Below are 19,586 nucleotides of genomic sequence, written 5' to 3'. Positions count from 1 at the left end.
CGCCCGGTCCAACCGGAAAGGGCCAAGGGTTTCAGGCGTTAATCTAGGAGCGGCAAAGCCCCTTGCCAAGGGAAACAGCAGATTTGAACCAGGCTCATCGCGACGCAGGGTGAACGCCCCGTCTGCGCGCCGGTTCCGGCGCCAGCGTCAGGACACCGTCCCGATCGAGCGCGAGTACACACCCCGATAGTGTCCGCGTCATGGCCGTGCCCCGCCGTGCCGCCTCCAGAAGCGTGAACACGCAGCCTTCCAGCCGCTCGAGCCGCGATAGTTCTGCATTCGATCCAGGCACCAGGGCGAGCGCCGCGGCCATAACCCGCAGGGCAATTTCCTCGGGAAGATCGACCAACGCGCCGAAGCGCAGCCGCGTCACCCCGGTCCCCTCCCCTGCGAATATGAGCGACGGCAGCAGAAGGGCGACGTGGTGCTCTATCGCCGCATCCATGCGCGCCAGCCTCGCAGCCAGGACCGCCAGACGTTCGGCTGTGAGCCCCTCGTCGGCCAGCATCGGCATCAGGATCCGCCAACGCGCGCGCTCGAACCGCGGATCGGCATTGCTCGGGTCACGAATGTAGGAAAGCCCCCTCGCCTCAGCGGTCGCGATGAGACGCGCTTTCGGTACGGCAAGCAGCGGACGTGCCAGCACCGTGCCACCCTTGCGCACCCTGGCCCGCATACCGGCGAGCCCGCTCGGCCCGGAACCGCGCGCCATCCGCATCAGCAGCGTCTCGGCCTGGTCGTCGAGCGTGTGCGCCGTGACCAGCACTGCACCACCGAGAGCCTCCGCATGTGCCGCCAGCAGGGCATAGCGCGCCTCTCGTGCCCGCTGCTGGATGCCCGTCGCAGGTTTCGGCCCTGCCCAACGCAGGATCACATGGGGAACCCTCAGCCCGGAGCAGAGCGCGCCGACGGCTTCAGCTTCGCTCGAGGACGTCTCGCGCAGGCCGTGATCGACCGTCGCGGCATGAAGCGCGGGCCTAGCGGGCTGCTGCGACCAATCGTGCAACAGGGAAAGCAGGGCAACGGAATCTGGGCCGCCCGAGACCGCAATCAGCAGGCGCGTTTCACCCGCGAGCCCGGCGAAGAGCGCAGCCGCCTCGCCGGCTGAAACCGGAAGATGCTCAGGATCGCTGGAAGCCAGCGCGCTCAAGCGCAGCGAGCGCGGCGCCGTTCGCGCTCGACACCCTGCCGCACGGCATTGGAAGCGGAAGGATAGTCGACGCCGACCTTGGCATAGGTTGCGCAGGCCTGGTCGCGCGCGCCAAGCCCATTCAGCGACATGCCGAGCTTGAGCAGGCTGTCGGCGCCCTTGCCGGCGCGCGGATAGTCACGCGAGATCTTGAGGAATTGCTCGGCAGCCTCGCGATAGCGCTGGCGCTGGAAATAGCTCTCGCCGAGCCAGAAGGTGGCGTCGGCGGCGAGCCGATCGCGCGGATAGCTCTGCAGGAACTGACGAAAGCCCATTTCGGCCTGCTCGTATTCCTTGCGCAGGACATAGGCATAGGCCGTGTCATAGCTGTCCTTGGGGCTCGGCGCCGCGCCCGTCGCCGCGACGCTCGGTCCGCCACGCGGTCCGCCCTGCGGCAGCGCACCCTGCGGGACCTGTCGGCCGACGCCCTGAAGGTCGAGCGGTCCCTGGCCACCACCGCCCGCCCCGGCGAATTCGTCCTCGATAATGCCTTCCATGCTGCCGAGCTGACGCGGCGCCCCCGAGCCACCCGGGTGCGTTGAGGGGTCGAAGGCATCATTCCGACGCGGACGACCCGGCTGCGTCGCCGGCGGCTGGGCAACCGGCCCTGGCGCGGCGCCACTCGGGCGAGCGCCACCGCTGCCGCCGCGCTCGTTCAGGCGGAAATCGACATCCTCCTGGAACTTGCGGAGCTGCTCGGTGAGCCGGCGGTTCTCGAACTGCAACTGCTCGATCTGGCCAGACAGCGCTCGGACCTGGTTTTCCAGTCGCCCGGTGCGCACGGTCAGCTCGGCTGCATCCTGCGCTGCAGCCGGCAACGCAGCCCATGCAATGGCCCCGAAGGCGACAGCAGCCAGCAGTCGCGCCCGGCTGGGTAGAAAGGCAAATTCTCGAACCATCATGAAGACCGGACTGTTTCTCTCAAGTGACGGGTTATCACACGCTGTCACCGCGGCCAAAATATGAAAAGGCCGGCACTTCCGCAGGGAAAGTGCCGGCCTCGATAGATTTCAGAAAGCCGGATGCTCAGACGCCGCCGGCGCCATCGAGCACGGTCACGGAACGGCGATTCTGCGACCAGCAGGAAATGTCGTTGCAGACTGCCACCGGGCGCTCCTTGCCGTAGGAGATCGTACGCATCCGATTGGCCTGGATGCCGCGCGAGGTCAGATAGTCGCGCACCGTCTGGGCGCGGCGAGCGCCAAGCGAATAGTTGTATTCGCGGGTGCCGCGCTCGTCGGCATGGCCCTCGACGGTGAATGTGTAGCGCGGGTAGCGCTGCAGCCAGGAGGACTGCTTGTCGAGGGTCGAAACGGCCGTCGGCGTCAGGTCGGTCGAGTCGGTCTCGAAGAAGACGCGGTCACCGACATTCACGACGAAGTCCTGGGCGCTGCCCGGGGTGGCCGCGCCGCCGGCTCCAAAGCCGGCTTCGGCGTTCTGGTCCTTGGCGCAGGCGCCCAGTGCGAGCGTGGCGGCGATGGCAGCGGCGAAACGGGCAGTGCGCGGGCTGGCGAGCGAGGCAAGCAGCATGTTGATTCTCCAGGCGGGTCTAGGTTCCGCAATCAGAAAGTCTGAAACTCAGACACATCAATGATGTGTCAACCTAAACGAGACCTTGCCAAATCAAGGCGAAGTGGCGGCATTGCGGCGTATGGTTAACCAATTGCAGCGAAATGCAGCATTCTCCGAGCTGTTGCGCGACAGCAACAGATTGCCGCCTCAGCGCGCCGTCGTCAGCAGCGGAGACCAGCTCGGATCCGAGGCGAAAGCCGGTGTCGGCACCGGCACTTCGACCCGGCCCGTGATATCGACCATGTAGAGCTTGCCGCCGGATTGCCCGCCTGGATCACGGAAGAACATGATGTACTGACCGTTCGGCGCCCAGTTCGGTGCTTCGTTGTGGAAGCCTTCGGTCAGGATACGCTCGCCCGAGCCGTCCGGCCGCATCACGCCGATGGCGAAGCCGCCACCACCCTGGCGCGTGAAGGCGATCAGGTCGCCGCGCGGCGACCATGACGGCTGCGAATAGGAGCCCTGGCCGAAGGAGATGCGTTTGCCCTCCCCGCCGCCGAGCGCCATCACATAAAGCTGCTGCGAACCGCCGCGGTCGCTCTCGAACACCATCTGGGTGCCGTCAGGCGAGAAGGAGGGCGAGGTGTCGATTGCGCCCGTCGAAGTCAGCCGCGTCGTCGTGCGCGAGCCGATATCGATCATGTAGAGATTTGCGTTGCCGCCCTGCTGCAGGCTGAGCGCGATCTTCGCGCCATTCGGCGAGAAGCGCGGGCTCGAGGTCATGTCGGGGAAATTCCCGACGACCTGACGCTGTCCGGTTTCGATATTCAGCACATGCACGCGCGGCTGCTCGCCGGTGCGCTGTGCCATATAGGCGACTTCCTGCGCCACAGGCGAGTAGCGCGGGGTCACGACCGAGACCTCGCCATTGGTCAGGTAGCGGACATTGGCGCCGTCCTGATCCATGATGGCGAGCCGCTTGCGCCGGTTTTCCTTCGTCCCGGATTCGTCGACGAAGACGACGCGGGTATCGAAGAAGCCGCCGACGCCCGTGACCTTCGTGAAGATCGCGTCCGAGATGATATGGCCGACCCGCCGGCTGTTGTTCGGGTCGGTGAAATATTGCTGCCCGTCGATCTGCTCACCGGTGACGACGTCCCAGAGCCGGAATTCCGCACGAAGCCGGCCACCGTCGCGCGAGACGCGGCCCGTCACCAGCCCCTGCACGCCGGCGGCCTTCCAGGCCTCGAACTGCGGTACCGCATCGAAGGCCGGGTTCTTGTCGGGGTGGCGCGACTTGTCGATCGGCTGGAAATAGCCGGAACGCTTGAGATTGTTGGTGATCACGCCGGACACCATCACGCCGGCCTCGCCGCCGAAATCGGCGATCGCGATCGGCATGGGCTGGAAAGTACCCTTGCGCAGGTCGATCACCAGTTCCGCGCGCGCAGCCGCCGGCACCAGCAGCGGCAAGGACATGGCCGATCCGGCAAGGGTCAGCGCGTGGCGGCGCGTCAGCCCGGAACGGGTCTGACCGGCGCCCTTGATCATGGAGTTGCGAAACATGGGGGTCACAGCACGTCCCTAGCGTCGAAATTGACGACGACATCACGCCAGTCGTCATAGTAAGCGGCAAATTGAGCAGGAATGCGCAGGGGCGCGCAACGGCGTGTCGCCGTCAGGGCCGAATCGGCCGCGACCCGGAACAGCGGATCGGACGAGGTGTTGATCACGCCCGGCTGGCCCGCGAGCGAGCCGTCGGTATTCAGCTTCATCCGCACCGAAGGCACGACTGCGCCCTTCGCATTCGCGAGCCCGATCGGCACGTTCCAGCATTTCAGGAGCTGGTCCTGAATGATCCCGACAAGCTGCGCGCGCAACGAAGGGCTGAGCTTTTGCGACGAGCCGCGCTCGGTGCCGAGCGACGCGGTGCGGTTCACCTGCGGCGCGGACGAGCCTGAGGACTGAGCCGGCTCCTTCGATTGCAGAAGCTTGGAGATATCGGTCGGGTTGAAGTTCTTGGCGATCTCCGCCTCACGCTTGGCCTTGGCCTCGGCTTCGGCCTTTGCCTTGGCGGCGGCGGCGATCTTGGCCTTGGCCTCCGCTTCGGCCTTCGCCCTGGCTTCCGCCTCAGCCTTTTCCTTGGCCGCCTCGGCAGCGGCCGCCTTGACCTGCGCTTCCGCCTTGGCCTTGGCAGCAGCGTCGGCCCTGGCCTGCGCCTCGGCTTCGGCCTTCGCCTTGGCAGCGGCCTTGGCATCCTCCTCGGCCTGCTTCGCCTTGGAGGCCAGTTCAGCTTCCTCGGCGAGCTTGGCGAGCTCCTCGCGGCGCAGATCCGGCTTTGGCTCAGCCGCAGCCTCTGCCTTCTGCGGCGGCTGCTTCGCCGGCTCCGGCGGCTTGGGCTCCGGCTTCGGGGGCAGCAGCGCAGGGCGGGCTGGCGGCATTGGCGCCGAAGCGTTGTCGTCCGCGGTCTTCAATTCAGCGGGCCGCGTCGGTGGCGCAGGGGTGTCCTGCTTGGCCTCACCGGCTTCCTTGCGCTCGACCGTCTCCGACTGGCGCTCGGCGCGCTGGACCGGCTGTTCCTGCACCTTCTCAGCCTTGCGTTCGCCACGCGTGACCTGATTCAGTGCACTCGGATCGACCATCTCGACGGCGATCGCCTCTTCGTTCTCCGGCAGGGGATTCGGCGACGAGAACGCCAGCAGCCCCGCGACGAGAAACGTCACGTGGCCGAGAGCGGAGAGCGCGATTCCCGGTTCGGAGGTGGAGAGCTTCACGGCTGGAAATACCTCGCCTTCACGTCGTCAGCGCGTTGCGGGCTCGGTGACGAGTGCCACACGCTTGAACCCGGCCGACGTGATCGTCGACATCACCGATGCGACGCGCCCGTAATCGACCTGACGGTCGCCGCGCACATAGATGCGCTCGTCGAAGCCCTGCTTGGCGAGGCCATGCAGCTTCGTCACCAGGTCGGGCTCCAGCGTCGGCTGGTCCTGGAGGAAGATCTGGCCCTTGCTGTCGATGGCAATGGTGATCGGCTTCTGGTCGACATTGATCGGCTTCGCCCCGGTCTGCGGCAGATCGAGCGGAACGCCGGTCGCGATCAGGGGCGCGGCCACCATGAAGATGATCAGCAACACCAGCATGACGTCGATGAACGGCGTCATGTTGATCTCGGCGATCGCGCTGTGGCGGCGGCCACGCCGGCCCCGCCTGCCTCCGGCCTTGGCGCCGGTCGCTGCTGACATGCCCATCGTGCAGCCCCCTACGCCGCCAGCCGCTCGTCGATCTGCCGCGACAGGATCGCGGAGAACTCGTCGGCAAAGGCTTCGAGGCGGTTCTGGGCCTTGGCCACTTCGGCCTGCAGCTTGTTATAGGCCATCAGCGCCGGAATCGCGGCAAACAGGCCGATCGCGGTGGCGAAGAGCGCCTCGGCGATACCGGGCGCCACCACGGCAAGGGAGGAATTCTTGGAGACCGCAATGGCGGTGAAGGAATTCATGATGCCCCAGACCGTGCCGAACAGGCCGATGAAGGGAGCGGCCGAGGCAATGGTCGAGAGCACGAGCAGCTTCGATTCCAGCCGCTCGGTTTCGCGCTGAATGGTAACGTCGAGAACCTTGTCGATACGTGCCGAAAGGCTGGCGACGGAGCGGCCGCCATTCTCGAAGGAGCGCTTCCACTCCCGCATCGCCGCGACGAAGACCGCCGCCATATCATTGACCGGCTTGCTCGCCAGATCGCGATACAACTCTTCCAGCGACCGACCGGACCAGAACACCTCCTCGAAGGCATCCATATCGCGGCGGGTGCGGCGATAGAGCAGCGTCTTGTCGATGATGATCGACCAGCACCACACAGAGGCGCCGAGCAGGCCCATCATGACCAGCTTGACGACGATATGGGCGTGCCAGAACAACGTCCAGAACGACATGTCGATCTGTGGCGCAGCCTGCGCAACCTCGGCGGGGTTCATTCTGTCATCCTTTCAGACGGTCAGCGCGATCGAGCGCTGCTGATCCAATCTCCCGCCGACCAAATCGATGACCGAGGCCACGAATACCTCGCGCCACCACCGAATTTGCGAACTGGGGAACATGCCGTTCCTGTCAATTGCCTTTGAATCCGGCGAAAGATGGGCGCATCCGGGGTTTTCTTCATCAGCGACTCGTGCTGGTCGAGTTAAGCACCCAGCAAGGTTAATGCCGGGTTGACAGCGAAACGAATCGAACGGCGCGCCGCTGCTGCAGGCTCTGGGGCGGCGCGAGCGGATGCGCTGAGCCCCCCTGCGCGCGGAGTCTCCTCAAAGCAAAATGGCCCGCCTCGTTGCCGAGGCGGGCCATCTCTGGCGTCAGGTTTCAGGCGGACGCGTCAGGCCGCGTCCTGGTCCGGTTGGCTGCCGGGCCGACGATCGGCCATGAACTGGTCGAACTCGGCCTTGTCCTTGGCCATGCGCAGACGCCCCAGGAAGTCCTGGAACTCGCGCTGCTCGTCCTCGAGCCTGCGCAGGGTTTCTGCGCGGTACTCGTCGAAGGCATGGTTGCCGCTGGACGGCGGACCGCCCCATCGACCCCAGCCGCCGCCAGGGCCGCCGCGTTCACCCATGCGTTCCCGCATGCGATCCATCTTCTCCTGAAGACGGCTCATCCGGTGCTCGAACCGGTTTCCACCGGCATATCCGCAAGACATGCGTCCACTCCCCCACATGAAGGCCAGGGTCGCAAGACCAAGCGGCCACCACACGATGAAGCCCAGTACCGCAAAGGCGAACCAGGCCCCTCTTCCATATTCATCAAGCCTCGCAACGATCGGCATCGATCCCTCGCGATATCAGTGAGTGTGTATGTTAGTCACATACACATTATGGGAACGCCCCCGATCCCTGTCAAGCGGCGGAGGCCGGTTTCAATTCGCTGGCGCCGAGAGGCCGAGCCCTTGCAGATAGATCAGCATATTGGCTTCCAGCAGTTCGGCCGCCGACATCGGCAACGAGCGACGGCCCGCATCGGCCCGCCCGAACAAGGCTGCCACGCCATGCGACATCGCCCAGACATGCAGCGCCATCATCAGCGCCGGCGGCCGGCGCCCCGCCGGAAGGGTCGCGATCAGGGCCTCACAGGCCGCGCGCAGCATCTGGAAGGAACGATCCGCCGCGAGACGCAATTCCGGGCTGGCATCGAGCGGTACGCCAGCCTCGAACATTGCGGAATAATAGGCCGGCTGCTCATGAGCAAAGGCGATATAGGTCTGTCCCAACTGCTGGAAGGCAGTCCATGCATTGGGTCTGCCCTCGTTCCAGGCGCGCGACTGTGCCGCCTCGAAGGCCTGGAAGCCCCGCGTGGCGACATCGGCCATCAGTTCGACCTTGTCGCGATAATGCCGATAGGGCGCCGTCGGGCTGACCCCCGCCAGCCGTGCGGCTTCGGCAACGGTGAAGCCGTTCGCCCCCTTCTCTGTGATCAACTCGAGCGCCGCCTTCACCAGCTCCTCCTTGAGGTTGCCGTGGTGATAGCCGCGTCGCTCCGAATCCGGCCGCCGTCCGATCATGTAAGGAGCGCTAACATAGCAGGCGAATGGCGTCGACGGTGTTCGCCGCCCATCATGCCTCGAGCCCCAGCCGGTGGCGCAGTGTGTCGGGAATACGCCGAGCCCGACCGCCGCCGACGCAGGCGACCTTGACCTCGGCGGTGATCAGCACCTCCTCGCCACGCAGCACGCGCTGGGCAATATCCATCGTCGCGCCGCGTGCAGCCGTCGCAACGGTCTCAACGGTCAGCATGTCGTCCATCACGGCGGGCTTGAGGAAATCGATCGTCATGCGGCGCACCGCGAACCCCAACGCCGCGCCCCCGTCGAACAGCTCGCGCTGTTCAACGCCGAGCGCGCGGATCAACTCGGTCCGGCCGCGCTCCATGAAACGCAGATAGGAGGCGTGATAGACGACGCCGGAGAAATCGGTGTCTTCATAATAGACCCGGACGGGAAGCTGGTGGACGGCGCTCATGTCGCTGCGGGATTTCCGTGATGACGTTTCCCGACCTTTAGACCGGGCATGGCAGCCGGAACAACCGCGCACGTGCATGATCGACGCGACGCTACCCGGAACCTCGCGCCCTCGCTAAGGTTGCTTCACCGACAGCCTAGCAAGGAGAAACGGCATGGCCCAATCGACCAAGGCAATCCAGCGTCTTCTCGACAAGTCGGAATACGAGCTCTTTACCCGGACCCAGCGCCGAACCATCGGCGGCGCGACCGATGCCGAGTTGAAGGAGCTTTCGGTCCAGTTGCGCGAACGCCGCGACCGGGCTCGCTCGATCGCCCGCCAGCAGCGGCGCGAGATGCGCCGCAAATCCGAGCCGCAGGGCGCGCGCCCTGCCTCCGACAACAGCGGCACCAAGGCGAAGGCCGACATGCTGACCTCGGCGCTGAAGCGGGTCGGTGCCGAGCGGACGCGCCGCACGGAGAAGCTGCACACTCCGAGCCAGCGCAGCCTTGCCCGCAAGGCGCTGGCGCTGAAGCAGCGCCAGGAGGCCGCCAAGACGCAGCCTGCGAGCCGGCACGCCGGTAAAGGCATGAAGTCCGTCCCAAGCAGCAAGGCAGGGAAATCCGGCGCGCTCGACCATGCGGGCCAACGCTCGGCGATGCACCGGTCGAAATTCGCGCGATAGCAGCGGGCCTCAGCGCGTGCAGGGCTTCTTCATGAAGGAGCCGCACTCATACGGTTGCGACAGCGCCTCCCGGATGCCGTCGCTCCCATCGCCGATATCGTCGATACGCCAGGCGCCGGCTTCCCAGATCATCCGGAACGGCACCGTCACCGTCTTTCCGAGGTTCTGGAAGCTGGCTGTGACAAGCGCCTGCCCGGCCGCCGGCTTCCCTGTCACCGCAACACGCAGATTCTTCACCTCGCCGTCCTGACCGTTGAGGAAGGGATCTGCACCGATATTGCCCATCTCGCCGCTCTCATCCTGATAGAGATCGTCGCGGGCGAAGAGCGCGGCGAGGCCTTTGCTCAAGAGCCTGTCGCGATGCGGCGGTCGCCATGCCGGTGGCGGGGCTTTGGGGCCGGAGCCGGCAAGGCTACGGATTGTCGCGGCATAAGCCTGTTTGACCGTCGCTTCGGGCGTGGACTCGGCCGGCGCAGCCCATTGCGCGGCGAGCCCCGCAGTCAACGTGACGAAGACGGCGATCAAAAGGTTCCGGAGTATTTTCAGCATCACTCGTCCTCGGCCTCGTCCCCGAACAACCCGAATTGCGCGGCCTCGCGGTTCGGCTCCGGCATGCCGAGATGCCGGAAGGCATGCGGCGTCAGCAGGCGCCCGCGCGGCGTGCGCTGGATGAAGCCCTGCTGCAGCAGGAACGGCTCGATGATTTCCTCGATCGCATCGCGCGGCTCGGAGAGCGAGGCGGCGATGGTCTCGATCCCGACCGGGCCGCCGCCGAAATTGATCGCGACGGTGGTGAGATAGCGCCGGTCCATCTGATCGAGGCCGATGCCGTCCACATCGAGCAGGTGCAGCGCCTTGTCGGCGACCGAGCGCGTGATCACCGGATCGCCGTCGACGATGGCGAAGTCCCGCACGCGCCGGAGCAGCCGGCCGGCGATGCGCGGTGTCCCGCGGGACCGGCGGGCGACCTCGTTGGCACCGTCATCCGACATGCCGATGCCGAGCACGCGAGCGCCGCGCGAGACGATGCCCTGCAATTCCTCGACCGTGTAGAATTGCAGGCGGATCGGAATGCCGAAACGGTCGCGCAGCGGCGTCGTGAGCAAGCCGGCGCGCGTGGTCGCGCCGACCAGCGTGAACTTGGGCAGGTCGATCTTGACCGAGCGCGCCGCCGGGCCCTCCCCGATGATCAGGTCGAGTTGGTAATCCTCCATCGCCGGATAAAGGATTTCCTCGACCGCCGGGTTGAGCCGGTGAATCTCGTCGATGAAGAGCACGTCGCGCTCTTCGAGATTGGTCAGTTGCGCCGCGAGGTCGCCGGCCTTGGCAATGACCGGCCCCGAGGTCGAGCGGAAATTGACGCCGAGTTCACGCGCCACGATCTGCGCCAGCGTCGTCTTGCCGAGGCCCGGCGGGCCGACGAAGAGCACATGGTCGAGCGCATCACCGCGCGCGCGCGCCGCATTGATGAAGACCTGGAGATTGGCGCGCGCCGCCGCCTGGCCGGTGAAATCGGACAGCGACAGCGGCCGCAGCGAGGTTTCGCTGTCGTCGTCGCGACGGTCGGCCGTCACGAGGCGGCGGGGTTCACTCACAGTTCAATCTCCAGCTCCAGCGCGTCATGCACCGGGATGTCCCTGTAGCCGGTCTTGATAATCGTCGGAATCACGGAGCGATAATGATCGATCGCCTCGGGATAGAGGCCGGACAGGCGAAAGCCCTGGCGCTGATAGAAGGTCAGCCCGGGCATGTTGTCATTGGTCAGCATCGCCTTGAGCTTCTTGGCACCTGCGGCCCGGGCAGCGGCCTTGACCGCAGCGAGCATCTGGACCGCCACGCCCTCTCCCGGCCGCAGCGAATGCAGGGCGCAGAGATAGGCGGTCTCGTCGTGTCGCGTCCAGCTTGCCAGCGCCGCCGTCTGCCCCGTAGCCGTGAACAGGCCGAGCGCATCGATCTCGGCGACGTCGTAGGTGTGCAGGTCGATCATCATCTTATGCGAGCCCCAGACCGCCAGCATCAGTTGCAGCAGCTCGCTCTTATCCTCGACGGCGCGGACGATCAGGGCGTCGGCATTGCTCACTTCGCCAGTTCCTTGAGACCCAGCTTGATCAGCTGTGCCGTCCCGGCCCCCTCGCCGGCCGCTTTCGAGGCCGCGGCCACCGCCGCCACGGCCTGGGCCTGCGGATAGCCGAGATTGGACAGGGCAGAGATCGCGTCCGCCACCGCTTGCGGTAGTTTCCTGTCCTCCAGTGCGCCCGCGAGCTGCACCACGCCGGGATCGATATGGCCGAAGGCGGGCGCCTTGTCCTTGAGCTCGGCGCAGAGCCGCTGCGCCAGCTTTGGACCGACCCCGGGGGAACGCGCCACGGCCGCCTTGTCGTTGGTCGCGATCGCCGTCGCCAGCGCGCCGGGCTCCAGCGTCGAGAGAATGGCGAGCGCCACCTTGGCGCCGACGCCCTGTACCACCTGCATCAGCCGGAACCAGTCGCGTTCGACGTCGGACAGGAAGCCATAGAGACGGATCGCGTCCTCGCGGACATGGGTCTCGATCGCCAGCGCCGCTGCCTCGCCGGGTTTTGGCAAACGCTGCAAGGTGCGCGACGAGCATTGCACGACATAGCCGACACCCTGCACGTCGAGGATCACGAAATCCTCGCCATAGGAATCGATCAGCCCCTTGAGCTTGCCGATCATCAGAGGCTCCGTCGCATGTGCATGTCCAAGCTGTAGCGCCTCACGAGGCCGCGCGCATCTGCGCAACCAGCGCCCTCATGCCGCGATGCTGCGAATGGCAGATCGCCACCGCGAGCGCGTCCGCAGCATCCGCCGATTTTGTCTCGGCCTTCGGAAGCAGCACCCGGATCATCGCCTGGACCTGCTTCTTGTCGGCATGGCCGACGCCGACCACCGTCTTCTTGACGAGATTGGCCGCGTATTCGGCAACGCTGAGACCGGCGATCGCCGGCACCACCAGCGCGATGCCGCGCGCCTGGCCGAGCTTCAGCGCCGATTGCGGATCGCGGTTCACGAACGTCTCCTCGACCGCGACCTCGTCGGGGTCGAACGAGCCGATCACCCGCGCGATACCGTCATGAAGTTGTCTCAACCGCTCCGAAAGCGGGCTCGCTCCGTCGCTTTCGACGCAGCCGCAGGCAACGAAGGAGAGCTTGGTGCCCTCGCTGGTGATGATGCCCCAGCCGGTCTTCCTGAGACCGGGATCAAGGCCGAGAATCCGAATCGCTTGTGCCATGTCCGCACACTAGTCTGGACACGGTTTGTACTCCATTACCGAGGCTCCACTGAGGAGCGCTGCCGGAATGCCAGGGCATGCGGCACAGCATGGCGTGGCCTCTATACGCTGCGCGCGGCTTGCCCCTATGCTTCGTCGATCGCGGTCATTCCGCGAGAAATCCGGACGTTTTTCGTCATCGAGACGATGTCAGCGCAGGAATCCAGGGGAATACGTCATGAGAACGTCGCTCTTCGTCTCTCTCGCGGCCTCGCTCGCCCTGTTGCTGCCACCTCTGGCGCTGACGGCACGCGCACAATCTCCTACCCCTGCCGAAGCCCGCGCCATCGCCAAGGAAGCCACGATCTATGGCTTCCCGCTCGTCGACAATTACCGCATCCAGCATTCCTATTTCGTCGATCGCAACAGCCCGGAGTTCAAGGCTCCCTGGAACACGCTCGTCAACAACGCACGTGTCTATACGCCTGACGACAAGGCGATCCAGACGCCCAACTCGGACACGCCCTATTCCTATGTCGGTGCCGACCTGCGCGCCGAGCCGCTCGTCTTCACGGTGCCCGCGGTCGAGAAGGGCCGCTATTACTCCCTTCAGTTCATCGACCAGTACACCTTCGATTTCGCCTATGTCGGCAGCCGCGCCACCGGGAACGGCGCTGGTAGCTATCTGCTGGCGGGTCCGAAATGGAGGGGCGAGAAGCCGGCCGGCATCAAGCAGGTGATCCGCTCCGAGACCGATTTCGCCTTCGTGCTGTACCGAACCCAGCTCCTCGACCCCGGGGACATCGACAAGGTCAAGGCGGTCCAGGCCGGCTACAAGGTCCAGCCCCTCTCGCAGTTTCTGGGAAGGCCAGCACCAGCACCGGCGCCGACGGTCGATTTCATCAAGCCGCTGACGCCCGAGCAGGAGCGCAGCTCGCTCGAGACCTTCAACGTCCTGAATTTCGTTCTGCAATTTGCCCCGACGCATCCGTCCGAAAGGGCGCTGATGGCGCGTTTCTCGAAGATCGGCGTCGGCGGCGGAAAGAGCTTCGACGCGAATGCGCTCTCGCCTGAACTACGCCAGGCCCTGCAGGACGGCATGGCCGATGGCTGGGCCGCATTCAAACTGTACAAGGAAACAGAGGTCGATACCGGCAAGAGTTCGAGTGCGGACGGGTTTGGTACGCGAGCCTTCCTGAAGAACAATTACATGCTGCGAATGGCAAGCGCTGTCCTCGGCATCTACGGCAATGCGAAGCAGGAGGCGCTCTATCCCGCCTATTTCATCGACTCCGCCAAGCAGACGCTGAACGGGGCGAAGCGCTACACCCTGCGCTTTGCACCGGGGCAGTTGCCACCGGTCAACGCCTTCTGGTCGCTGACCATGTACGAGCTGCCGGCGAGCCTGCTCTATGCCAACCCGATCAACCGTTACCTGATCAATTCGCCGATGCTGCCGGGCCTGAAGCGCGATGCGGATGGCGGGATCACGGTCCATGTGCAAAACGAGTCCCCCGGCAAGGAGCGCGAAGCCAACTGGCTGCCCGCGCCGACGGGGCCGTTCTTCGCGGTCATGCGGCTGTACTGGCCGAAGCCGGCGGCGCTGAACGGCAAATGGAAATCCCCACCGCTGCAGCCACAGAACTGACCCAGAGGGCCGAGATGCACACCAAGCTCACGATTTACGCGTTTGCCGCTACGCTGGCGGTTACGGGCGGCGCGGTCGCGCAGGCGCCGTCGGATCCTGCAGCCCCAGTCGGAGTGGACAATTTCATCCGCGCCGAATCGGACCTCTACATGAGCAACATGGTCAAGGACGGCAGCCTCGGTAAATTCGTGCACCGGCGTGAGCCGGCCGCGATCGACAACCAGACCGTTATCCGCCTCAACCGCGATACGCTCTATTCGGCGGCCGTCTTCGATCTCGACGCAGGCCCGGTCACGATCACGCTGCCGACGGCAGGCAAGCGCTTCATGTCGATGCAGGTGATCAACGAGGACCACTATACCCCGATGGTGGCCTATGGCGCCGGCTCCTACACCCTCGACAGGCAAAGGGTCGGCACGCGCTATGCGGCGGTTGCCATCCGCACCCTGGTCGACCCTGTGGATCCAAAGGACGTGCAGCAGGTTCACGCCCTGCAGGATGCCATCAAGGTCAGCCAGAAGCGCGCGGGTAAGTTCGACGTGCCGAACTGGGATCAGGCCAGCCAGAAGAAAGTCCGTGACGCATTACTGGTGCTGGGCTCGACGATACCCGATTTCAAGAAGGCCTTCGGCACGAAGAAGGAAGTCGATCCCATTCGGCACCTGATCGGGACCGCGACAGGCTGGGGCGGCAACCCCGACAAGGACGCCACTTATCTCAACGTCACGCCGGCGAGGAATGACGGAACCACCGTCTACAAGCTCAACGTCAAGGATGTGCCGGTCAACGGCTTCTGGTCGGTGAGCCTCTACAATGCCGAGGGCTACTACGAAAAGAATCCTTACGGCGCCTACTCATTGAACAACATCACCGCTAGGAAGAATGGCGACGGCTCGATCTCGATCCAGTTCGGCGGCTGCGACGGCAAGATCCCGAACTGCCTGCCGATCATGAAGGGCTGGAATTACACGGTTCGCCTCTATCGCCCACGCGCTGAGATCCTGAACGGCAAATGGAAATTCCCGGAACCCGTGGCCGCAAGCTGAGCAAGGCGGGCATGCGCGGACGCGCAGTTGATCAGGCGCGCATGACCGCGCGCGATCCTCATGGCATCGATGACGTGCACATATCGATGCCATCACAAGGAAAGAGTTGATCCCGCCGGGACTTGGGTGATGGTGGGCTGCCCCGACTGCCTGACCTCCCTGGACCGATGACCGACCTGCTTTCCGCGCTGTTCCCCAGCCTCACCCTCTCGGGGATAACCACCCTTCTCGGCGCGACGCTGCTCGGCGGACTGGTGCGCGGGTTCACCGGCTTCGGCTTCGCCATGGTCTTCATGCCGCTGGCAAGCCTGGTGCTCGGCCCCGTCGCAGCGCTCGGCCTGATCTGGGTGATCGATCTGCCTTTCGCGCTGCCGATCGCCGCCCGCTCGGCCAAGCGTGCCGAATGGAGCGAGGTCATCCCCTTGCTGATCKCCGCGACGCTGACGCTGCCATTCGGACTCTGGCTGCTGACCTGGCTGGAGCCGAGGACGATGCGCTGGATCGTCGCCGTGCTCGTTCTCGCCGCGGTGACGCTGATGGCCTCGGGCTGGCGCTATCACGGCAAGCCGGGCATCCCGCTCTCGCTGGGTGTCGGTTCGCTGTCCGGCCTGTTCAACGGCCTCTCCAGTATCGGCGGCATGCCGCTGGCCGTATTCTGGCTCGGCGCCCAGCGCAACGACCGGCACAAAGCGCGTGCCAACCTCCAGACCTATTTCGGCCTGTCGACCGTGGTCAGCGGTGTCCTGCTCTGGCTGAAGAGCATCATCACGGCCGCATCGCTCGCGATGGCGCTGCCGTTGTTTGCGATCTACGGCGCCGGTCTCTGGGTCGGCACGCATGCCTTCCGGATCGCCTCCGAGGAGACGTTCCGGCGCATCGCCTATCTCGTGATCTTCCTCAGCGCGCTGGTCAGCCTGCCGCTATGGGATGGCATGCTGGGGCGTTGAACCGCCGCGTTCGCCTTCGCAGGCAAGTAGTCGCGCCTTGCCGCACGCGATGAAGGAGCAGGCGTCGTGGCCGGGACAAGCCCGACCATGATTGGCAGGGCTGCTTACGAGCCGAGCTTCGCCATGATCTCGTCGGCGATCTCGAAATTCGCGAAGACGTTCTGCACGTCGTCGTCATTGTCGAGCGCCTCCATCAGCCGCATCATCGATGCGGCCTTCTCCTCGTCGAGCGGCGCGGTCGTCGTCGGGCGCCAGACGGGCTTGGCCGAAGCCGGCGCGCCGAGCGAGGCTTCGAGCGCCTTGGAGACTTCGTTCAGCGCATCGAAGCCGCACAGGATCGTGTGGCCGTTCTCGTCGCTGACGACGTCGTCGGCGCCAGCTTCGATCGCCGCTTCCATGACCTTGTCGGCATCGCCGGCCTCCGGCGGGTAGGTGACCTCGCCGACGCGGTTGAACATGAAGGAGACGGAGTTGCTTTCGCCAAGAGCCCCACCGGCCTTGGTGAAGTAGGATCGGACGGCCGAAGCGGTGCGATTGCGGTTATCGGTCAGCGCCTCGACGATGACGGCGGCACCGCCCGGGCCATAGCCCTCGTAGCGCACCTCGTCATAGTTCTCGCCTTCATTGCCGGCCGCCTTCTTGATGGCGCGCTCGATATTGTCCTTCGGCATGTTTTCGGCACGCGCGGCGAGCACCGCCATGCGCAGGCGCGGATTCATGTTGGGGTCGGGCATGCCCATCTTGGCCGCGACGGTGATTTCGCGCCCGAGCCGCGAGAACAGCTTGGACCGCACCGCGTCCTGCTTGCCCTTGCGGTGCATGATGTTCTTGAATTGGGAATGCCCGGCCATCGAGGTCAGCCTCTTTTGTCACTGTGGACCTGCCAAGGCGGACCAAACTGGGCCCGGCGAGGCAATCCGCGCCTTATAAGCGGGGCTTTTGCCGGCAGGCAAGCCGCCGGGCCGCCCTGAATGACGATGCTCCTACTGCGTTTCCACGGCAGAAGCGCGGCAAGAGCAGCGTTAAGCCAATCTTTGCCGAACTGGGTCAGGGTCACTTCAGATCAGTCCCTCCTGCCAGATTGCAGCTCTCCCGACCTCATGAAATCTGTGTCCAGCATAGCCATCGCAGAACAGGACGTGCGCTTCCGCGCGTTCCAGATCGGCGCCGACGATCTCGCCCTTCTGCGCCTGCAATCCGCCTTCGCCAAGGAGAGACTGCCGGGGTTGCTGCAGGAACTGCACGTCGAATTCGATCCCTGGCCGGAAACCAGCCGCGCATTGAAAACCCCCGAGGTTCATGAACTCAGGCTGGCGCACTGGATCAGGCTGGCCTCGGGCGAACTCGGGGATGGCTACCTCCACTCCGCCCGCAACCTCGCCGCAGCCTTCTATCGTCACGGTGTTCCGGTCTATGCGGTCGCGATCTGCCACACGATCGTCTCCAACGCGATCGGCGCCGAGCTTGGTGTCGACCGCGACGGCCTCCAGAAGTTGAATGGCTTCTGGCAGCACAAGCGCTTCGTCCGGGGCATTGCCATGAGGGCTGCGCTCAACAAGGCCGTGCAACTGGACCTCGAATTGCTGCTCGAGACCTATGCGGAAGTCCAGCGTGAAAGCCGCGAGCGCACCCGCGCCGAGATAGAGGCCTTCGAGGTCACGGTTCGCGGTGTGGTCGACACGGTCAACACCGGTGCCACCCGCGTCGAGACCATGGCACGCGCCGTCAGCAACGTCGTGCAGGATACCGGCACGCAGGCCATCGTCGCCGCGCAGGCCTCCGATGAAGCCTCGGCAAACGTCCAGAACGTCGCCAGCGCGGCCGAAGAGCTCTCGATCTCGTTGAACGATGTCTCGTCCGAAATCTCGCGCGCGGCGAACATGGCGCATGACGCCAATGCGGCCGCGATGAAGACCGACATCATCGTGAAGAGCCTCGCGCATTCGGCCGAAACCATCGGCGCGGTGGTCGAGATGATCAAGACCATCGCCGCCCAGACCAACATGCTCGCGCTCAACGCCACGATCGAGGCTGCGCGTGCCGGCGAAAGCGGGCGCGGCTTTGCCGTGGTCGCCAATGAGGTCAAGCAGCTTTCGGCGCGCACGGCCCAGGCAACCGACGAGATCGCGGCTCAGGTGCCGGCGATGCAGGCGGCGACGCGCGAGGCAGTCGCGGCAATCGAGAGCATCGTCGCCTTCGTCACGCAGATGGAGCAGACGACGGTGACGATCGCGGGCTCGATCGACGAGCAACGCGCCGCAACGCAGGAAATTGCCCGCAGCGTCAACCTGGCCGCGCTCGGAACGCAGGAAGTCGCGCAGGCCGCCAGCGGGGTCAGCGAGATGGCGCAGACAGCCGGCGCCAATGTCTCGGACGTCCTGAGCGTCGCGGAAAACCTGGCGAAGCAAGCCTCGTCGCTCACCTCCGCCTTCGAGAACCTCGCCCGTCAGGGCCGCACCGTCTAAACGGTTCAGGGTGGGATGATCAGCCCCGCTCCCAGGCCTCCGGTGTGGCCTCGCTCAGATGCGGCCCCAGCCTGACGGCCCAGACCGCCCGGGCCAGCCCCGTCGCGTCGTCGATATCGACCGCCACGCCAGACAGTGTTCCAGGTCCGGTCGCAGGCTCCAGCCTCGCGCCCGGCACCTTCTGCAGGAAGCGGCGAACCGGCTCCTCCCGGTGCATGCCCAGAACGGAATCATAGTCGCCACACATGCCGGCATCGGACTGGTAGGCGGTGCCGCCAGGCAGGATGCGCGTATCGGCGGTCGGGGCGTGGGTATGGGTGCCGACCACGAGACTGGCGCGGCCATCGACGAAATAGGCCATGGCCTGCTTCTCGCTGGTCGCCTCGGCATGGACATCGATGATGACGGCGTCGGCGACCTCGCGCAGCGGACAGGCTGCGAGTTCGCGTTCGACCGCGGCGAAGGGGTCATCGAGCGGATCCATGAACAGCCGCCCCATCACATTGACGACCAGCACGCGCGCGCCGTTGCGCGCCTCGATCACGGTCGCGCCGCGGCCGGGCGTTCCGGGCGGATAATTGGCGGGGCGGACCAATGCGGGCTGGCGCTCGATGAAGACCAGCGCCTCGCGCTGGTCCCAGGAATGGTTGCCGAGCGTCACGGCATCGGCCCCCGCGGCCAGAAACTCGTCGCAGATCGCCTCGGTGATGCCGAAGCCACCGGCCGAGTTCTCGCCATTGATCACGACACAGTCGAGCTTCCAGCGCTCACGCAGGCCAGGCAGGCGCTCCTGAACCGCAATGCGACCGGGGCGACCGACGACGTCGCCGAGGAAAAGAAAACGCATGACGGGAACCCTGAACGAAGAAGGAGCGCTTCACTGAC

The 19,586-nt window shown here is 65.3% G+C and carries 22 protein-coding genes; 5 read left to right on the top strand and 17 right to left on the bottom strand.

Annotated features, from left to right (window positions below):
- Positions 1-94: 94 nt before the first annotated feature.
- The 10 genes from tilS to ybgC form a co-directional block, all read right to left on the bottom strand.
- Positions 95-1,150, bottom strand: coding sequence for a tRNA lysidine(34) synthetase TilS (gene tilS / locus AC1DGP_RS10690; protein ID WP_476832083.1), 1,056 nt, complete (start codon positions 1,148-1,150; stop codon positions 95-97).
- Positions 1,147-2,091 (bottom strand): tol-pal system protein YbgF, encoded by a 945-nt coding sequence (ybgF, locus tag AC1DGP_RS10685; RefSeq protein ID WP_476832082.1) that lies wholly within the window; start codon positions 2,089-2,091, stop codon positions 1,147-1,149. Before ybgF ends, tilS begins: the two co-directional genes overlap by 4 nt.
- A gap of 124 nt (positions 2,092-2,215) precedes the next feature.
- The gene (gene pal, locus AC1DGP_RS10680; RefSeq protein WP_069879425.1) at positions 2,216-2,719 is read right to left on the bottom strand and encodes a peptidoglycan-associated lipoprotein Pal; all 504 of its coding nucleotides are present in this window, start codon (positions 2,717-2,719) and stop codon (positions 2,216-2,218) included.
- A 189-nt stretch (positions 2,720-2,908) separates the two neighbouring features.
- Positions 2,909-4,252 carry a Tol-Pal system beta propeller repeat protein TolB gene (tolB, locus tag AC1DGP_RS10675; RefSeq protein ID WP_441488350.1) on the bottom strand — a complete coding sequence of 448 codons (1,344 nt, stop codon included), beginning with the start codon at positions 4,250-4,252 and terminating at the stop codon, positions 2,909-2,911.
- 20 nt (positions 4,253-4,272) lie between these two features.
- Positions 4,273-5,475: a cell envelope integrity protein TolA gene (tolA, locus tag AC1DGP_RS10670; protein ID WP_476832081.1), complete on the bottom strand. Its 1,203-nt coding sequence runs from the start codon at positions 5,473-5,475 to the stop codon at positions 4,273-4,275.
- 27 nt (positions 5,476-5,502) lie between these two features.
- Complete coding sequence (tolR, locus tag AC1DGP_RS10665; RefSeq protein ID WP_069879422.1) at positions 5,503-5,952, bottom strand: protein TolR; 450 nt, start codon at positions 5,950-5,952, stop codon at positions 5,503-5,505.
- An 11-nt stretch (positions 5,953-5,963) separates the two neighbouring features.
- Positions 5,964-6,674, bottom strand: coding sequence for a protein TolQ (gene tolQ, locus AC1DGP_RS10660; RefSeq protein WP_043238377.1), 711 nt, complete (start codon positions 6,672-6,674; stop codon positions 5,964-5,966).
- Between the two features lie 395 nt (positions 6,675-7,069).
- Complete coding sequence (locus AC1DGP_RS10655; protein ID WP_113513332.1) at positions 7,070-7,513, bottom strand: DUF2852 domain-containing protein; 444 nt, start codon at positions 7,511-7,513, stop codon at positions 7,070-7,072.
- A gap of 90 nt (positions 7,514-7,603) precedes the next feature.
- Complete coding sequence (locus AC1DGP_RS10650) at positions 7,604-8,245, bottom strand: TetR/AcrR family transcriptional regulator (RefSeq protein ID WP_476776079.1); 642 nt, start codon at positions 8,243-8,245, stop codon at positions 7,604-7,606.
- Between the two features lie 52 nt (positions 8,246-8,297).
- Entirely contained in the window at positions 8,298-8,702 is a 405-nt protein-coding gene (ybgC, locus tag AC1DGP_RS10645; RefSeq protein ID WP_476776080.1) for a tol-pal system-associated acyl-CoA thioesterase, read from the bottom strand.
- A 154-nt stretch (positions 8,703-8,856) separates the two neighbouring features.
- On the opposite strand from ybgC, the gene AC1DGP_RS10640 reads away from it, so the two are divergent.
- Complete coding sequence (locus AC1DGP_RS10640; protein WP_476824058.1) at positions 8,857-9,366, top strand: hypothetical protein; 510 nt, start codon at positions 8,857-8,859, stop codon at positions 9,364-9,366.
- Positions 9,367-9,375: 9 nt separating this feature from the next.
- Here AC1DGP_RS10640 and AC1DGP_RS10635 read toward each other — a convergent pair whose 3' ends face one another.
- The 5 genes from AC1DGP_RS10635 to ruvC are packed head-to-tail and all read right to left on the bottom strand — an operon-like array spanning position 9,376 to position 12,616.
- Positions 9,376-9,915 carry a DUF3828 domain-containing protein gene (locus AC1DGP_RS10635; RefSeq protein ID WP_476832080.1) on the bottom strand — a complete coding sequence of 180 codons (540 nt, stop codon included), beginning with the start codon at positions 9,913-9,915 and terminating at the stop codon, positions 9,376-9,378.
- The gene (gene ruvB / locus AC1DGP_RS10630; RefSeq protein WP_476776083.1) at positions 9,915-10,961 is read right to left on the bottom strand and encodes a Holliday junction branch migration DNA helicase RuvB; all 1,047 of its coding nucleotides are present in this window, start codon (positions 10,959-10,961) and stop codon (positions 9,915-9,917) included. Before ruvB ends, AC1DGP_RS10635 begins: the two co-directional genes overlap by 1 nt.
- Positions 10,958-11,446, bottom strand: coding sequence for a hypothetical protein (locus AC1DGP_RS10625; protein ID WP_476770811.1), 489 nt, complete (start codon positions 11,444-11,446; stop codon positions 10,958-10,960). The genes ruvB and AC1DGP_RS10625 overlap by 4 nt, the downstream gene beginning before the upstream one ends.
- Complete coding sequence (ruvA, locus tag AC1DGP_RS10620; RefSeq protein ID WP_069879414.1) at positions 11,443-12,060, bottom strand: Holliday junction branch migration protein RuvA; 618 nt, start codon at positions 12,058-12,060, stop codon at positions 11,443-11,445. Before ruvA ends, AC1DGP_RS10625 begins: the two co-directional genes overlap by 4 nt.
- Positions 12,061-12,100: 40 nt before the next feature.
- Positions 12,101-12,616 carry a crossover junction endodeoxyribonuclease RuvC gene (ruvC, locus tag AC1DGP_RS10615; protein WP_441488214.1) on the bottom strand — a complete coding sequence of 172 codons (516 nt, stop codon included), beginning with the start codon at positions 12,614-12,616 and terminating at the stop codon, positions 12,101-12,103.
- 217 nt (positions 12,617-12,833) lie between these two features.
- On the opposite strand from ruvC, the gene AC1DGP_RS10610 reads away from it, so the two are divergent.
- The 3 genes from AC1DGP_RS10610 (at position 12,834) to AC1DGP_RS10600 (ending at position 16,236) form a co-directional block, all read left to right on the top strand.
- A complete protein-coding gene (locus AC1DGP_RS10610; RefSeq protein ID WP_476832079.1) occupies positions 12,834-14,243 on the top strand; it encodes a DUF1254 domain-containing protein in 1,410 nt (469 codons plus the stop codon).
- A 14-nt stretch (positions 14,244-14,257) separates the two neighbouring features.
- On the top strand, positions 14,258-15,289 hold the full coding sequence (locus tag AC1DGP_RS10605) for a DUF1254 domain-containing protein (RefSeq protein ID WP_476832146.1): 1,032 nt from the start codon (positions 14,258-14,260) through the stop codon (positions 15,287-15,289).
- Positions 15,290-15,456: 167 nt separating this feature from the next.
- Positions 15,457-16,236 (top strand): sulfite exporter TauE/SafE family protein, encoded by a 780-nt coding sequence (locus AC1DGP_RS10600; RefSeq protein ID WP_476832078.1) that lies wholly within the window; start codon positions 15,457-15,459, stop codon positions 16,234-16,236.
- A gap of 104 nt (positions 16,237-16,340) precedes the next feature.
- Here AC1DGP_RS10600 and AC1DGP_RS10595 read toward each other — a convergent pair whose 3' ends face one another.
- Complete coding sequence (locus AC1DGP_RS10595) at positions 16,341-17,087, bottom strand: YebC/PmpR family DNA-binding transcriptional regulator (RefSeq protein ID WP_069879409.1); 747 nt, start codon at positions 17,085-17,087, stop codon at positions 16,341-16,343.
- Between the two features lie 258 nt (positions 17,088-17,345).
- Between AC1DGP_RS10595 and AC1DGP_RS10590 the strand changes: the two genes are divergently transcribed.
- Positions 17,346-18,701, top strand: coding sequence for a methyl-accepting chemotaxis protein (locus AC1DGP_RS10590; protein WP_476832077.1), 1,356 nt, complete (start codon positions 17,346-17,348; stop codon positions 18,699-18,701).
- A gap of 19 nt (positions 18,702-18,720) precedes the next feature.
- Here the strand turns inward: AC1DGP_RS10590 and AC1DGP_RS10585 are convergent, their stop codons facing one another.
- Positions 18,721-19,548, bottom strand: coding sequence for a TIGR00282 family metallophosphoesterase (locus AC1DGP_RS10585; RefSeq protein WP_441488209.1), 828 nt, complete (start codon positions 19,546-19,548; stop codon positions 18,721-18,723).
- Between the last annotated feature and the right edge of the window lie 38 nt (positions 19,549-19,586).

It is taken from the genome of Allobosea sp. 05T433 (assembly GCF_056396065.1).
The sequence above is the reverse complement of the archived record's forward strand: the minus strand, read 5'-3'. Positions and strand labels throughout refer to the sequence as shown.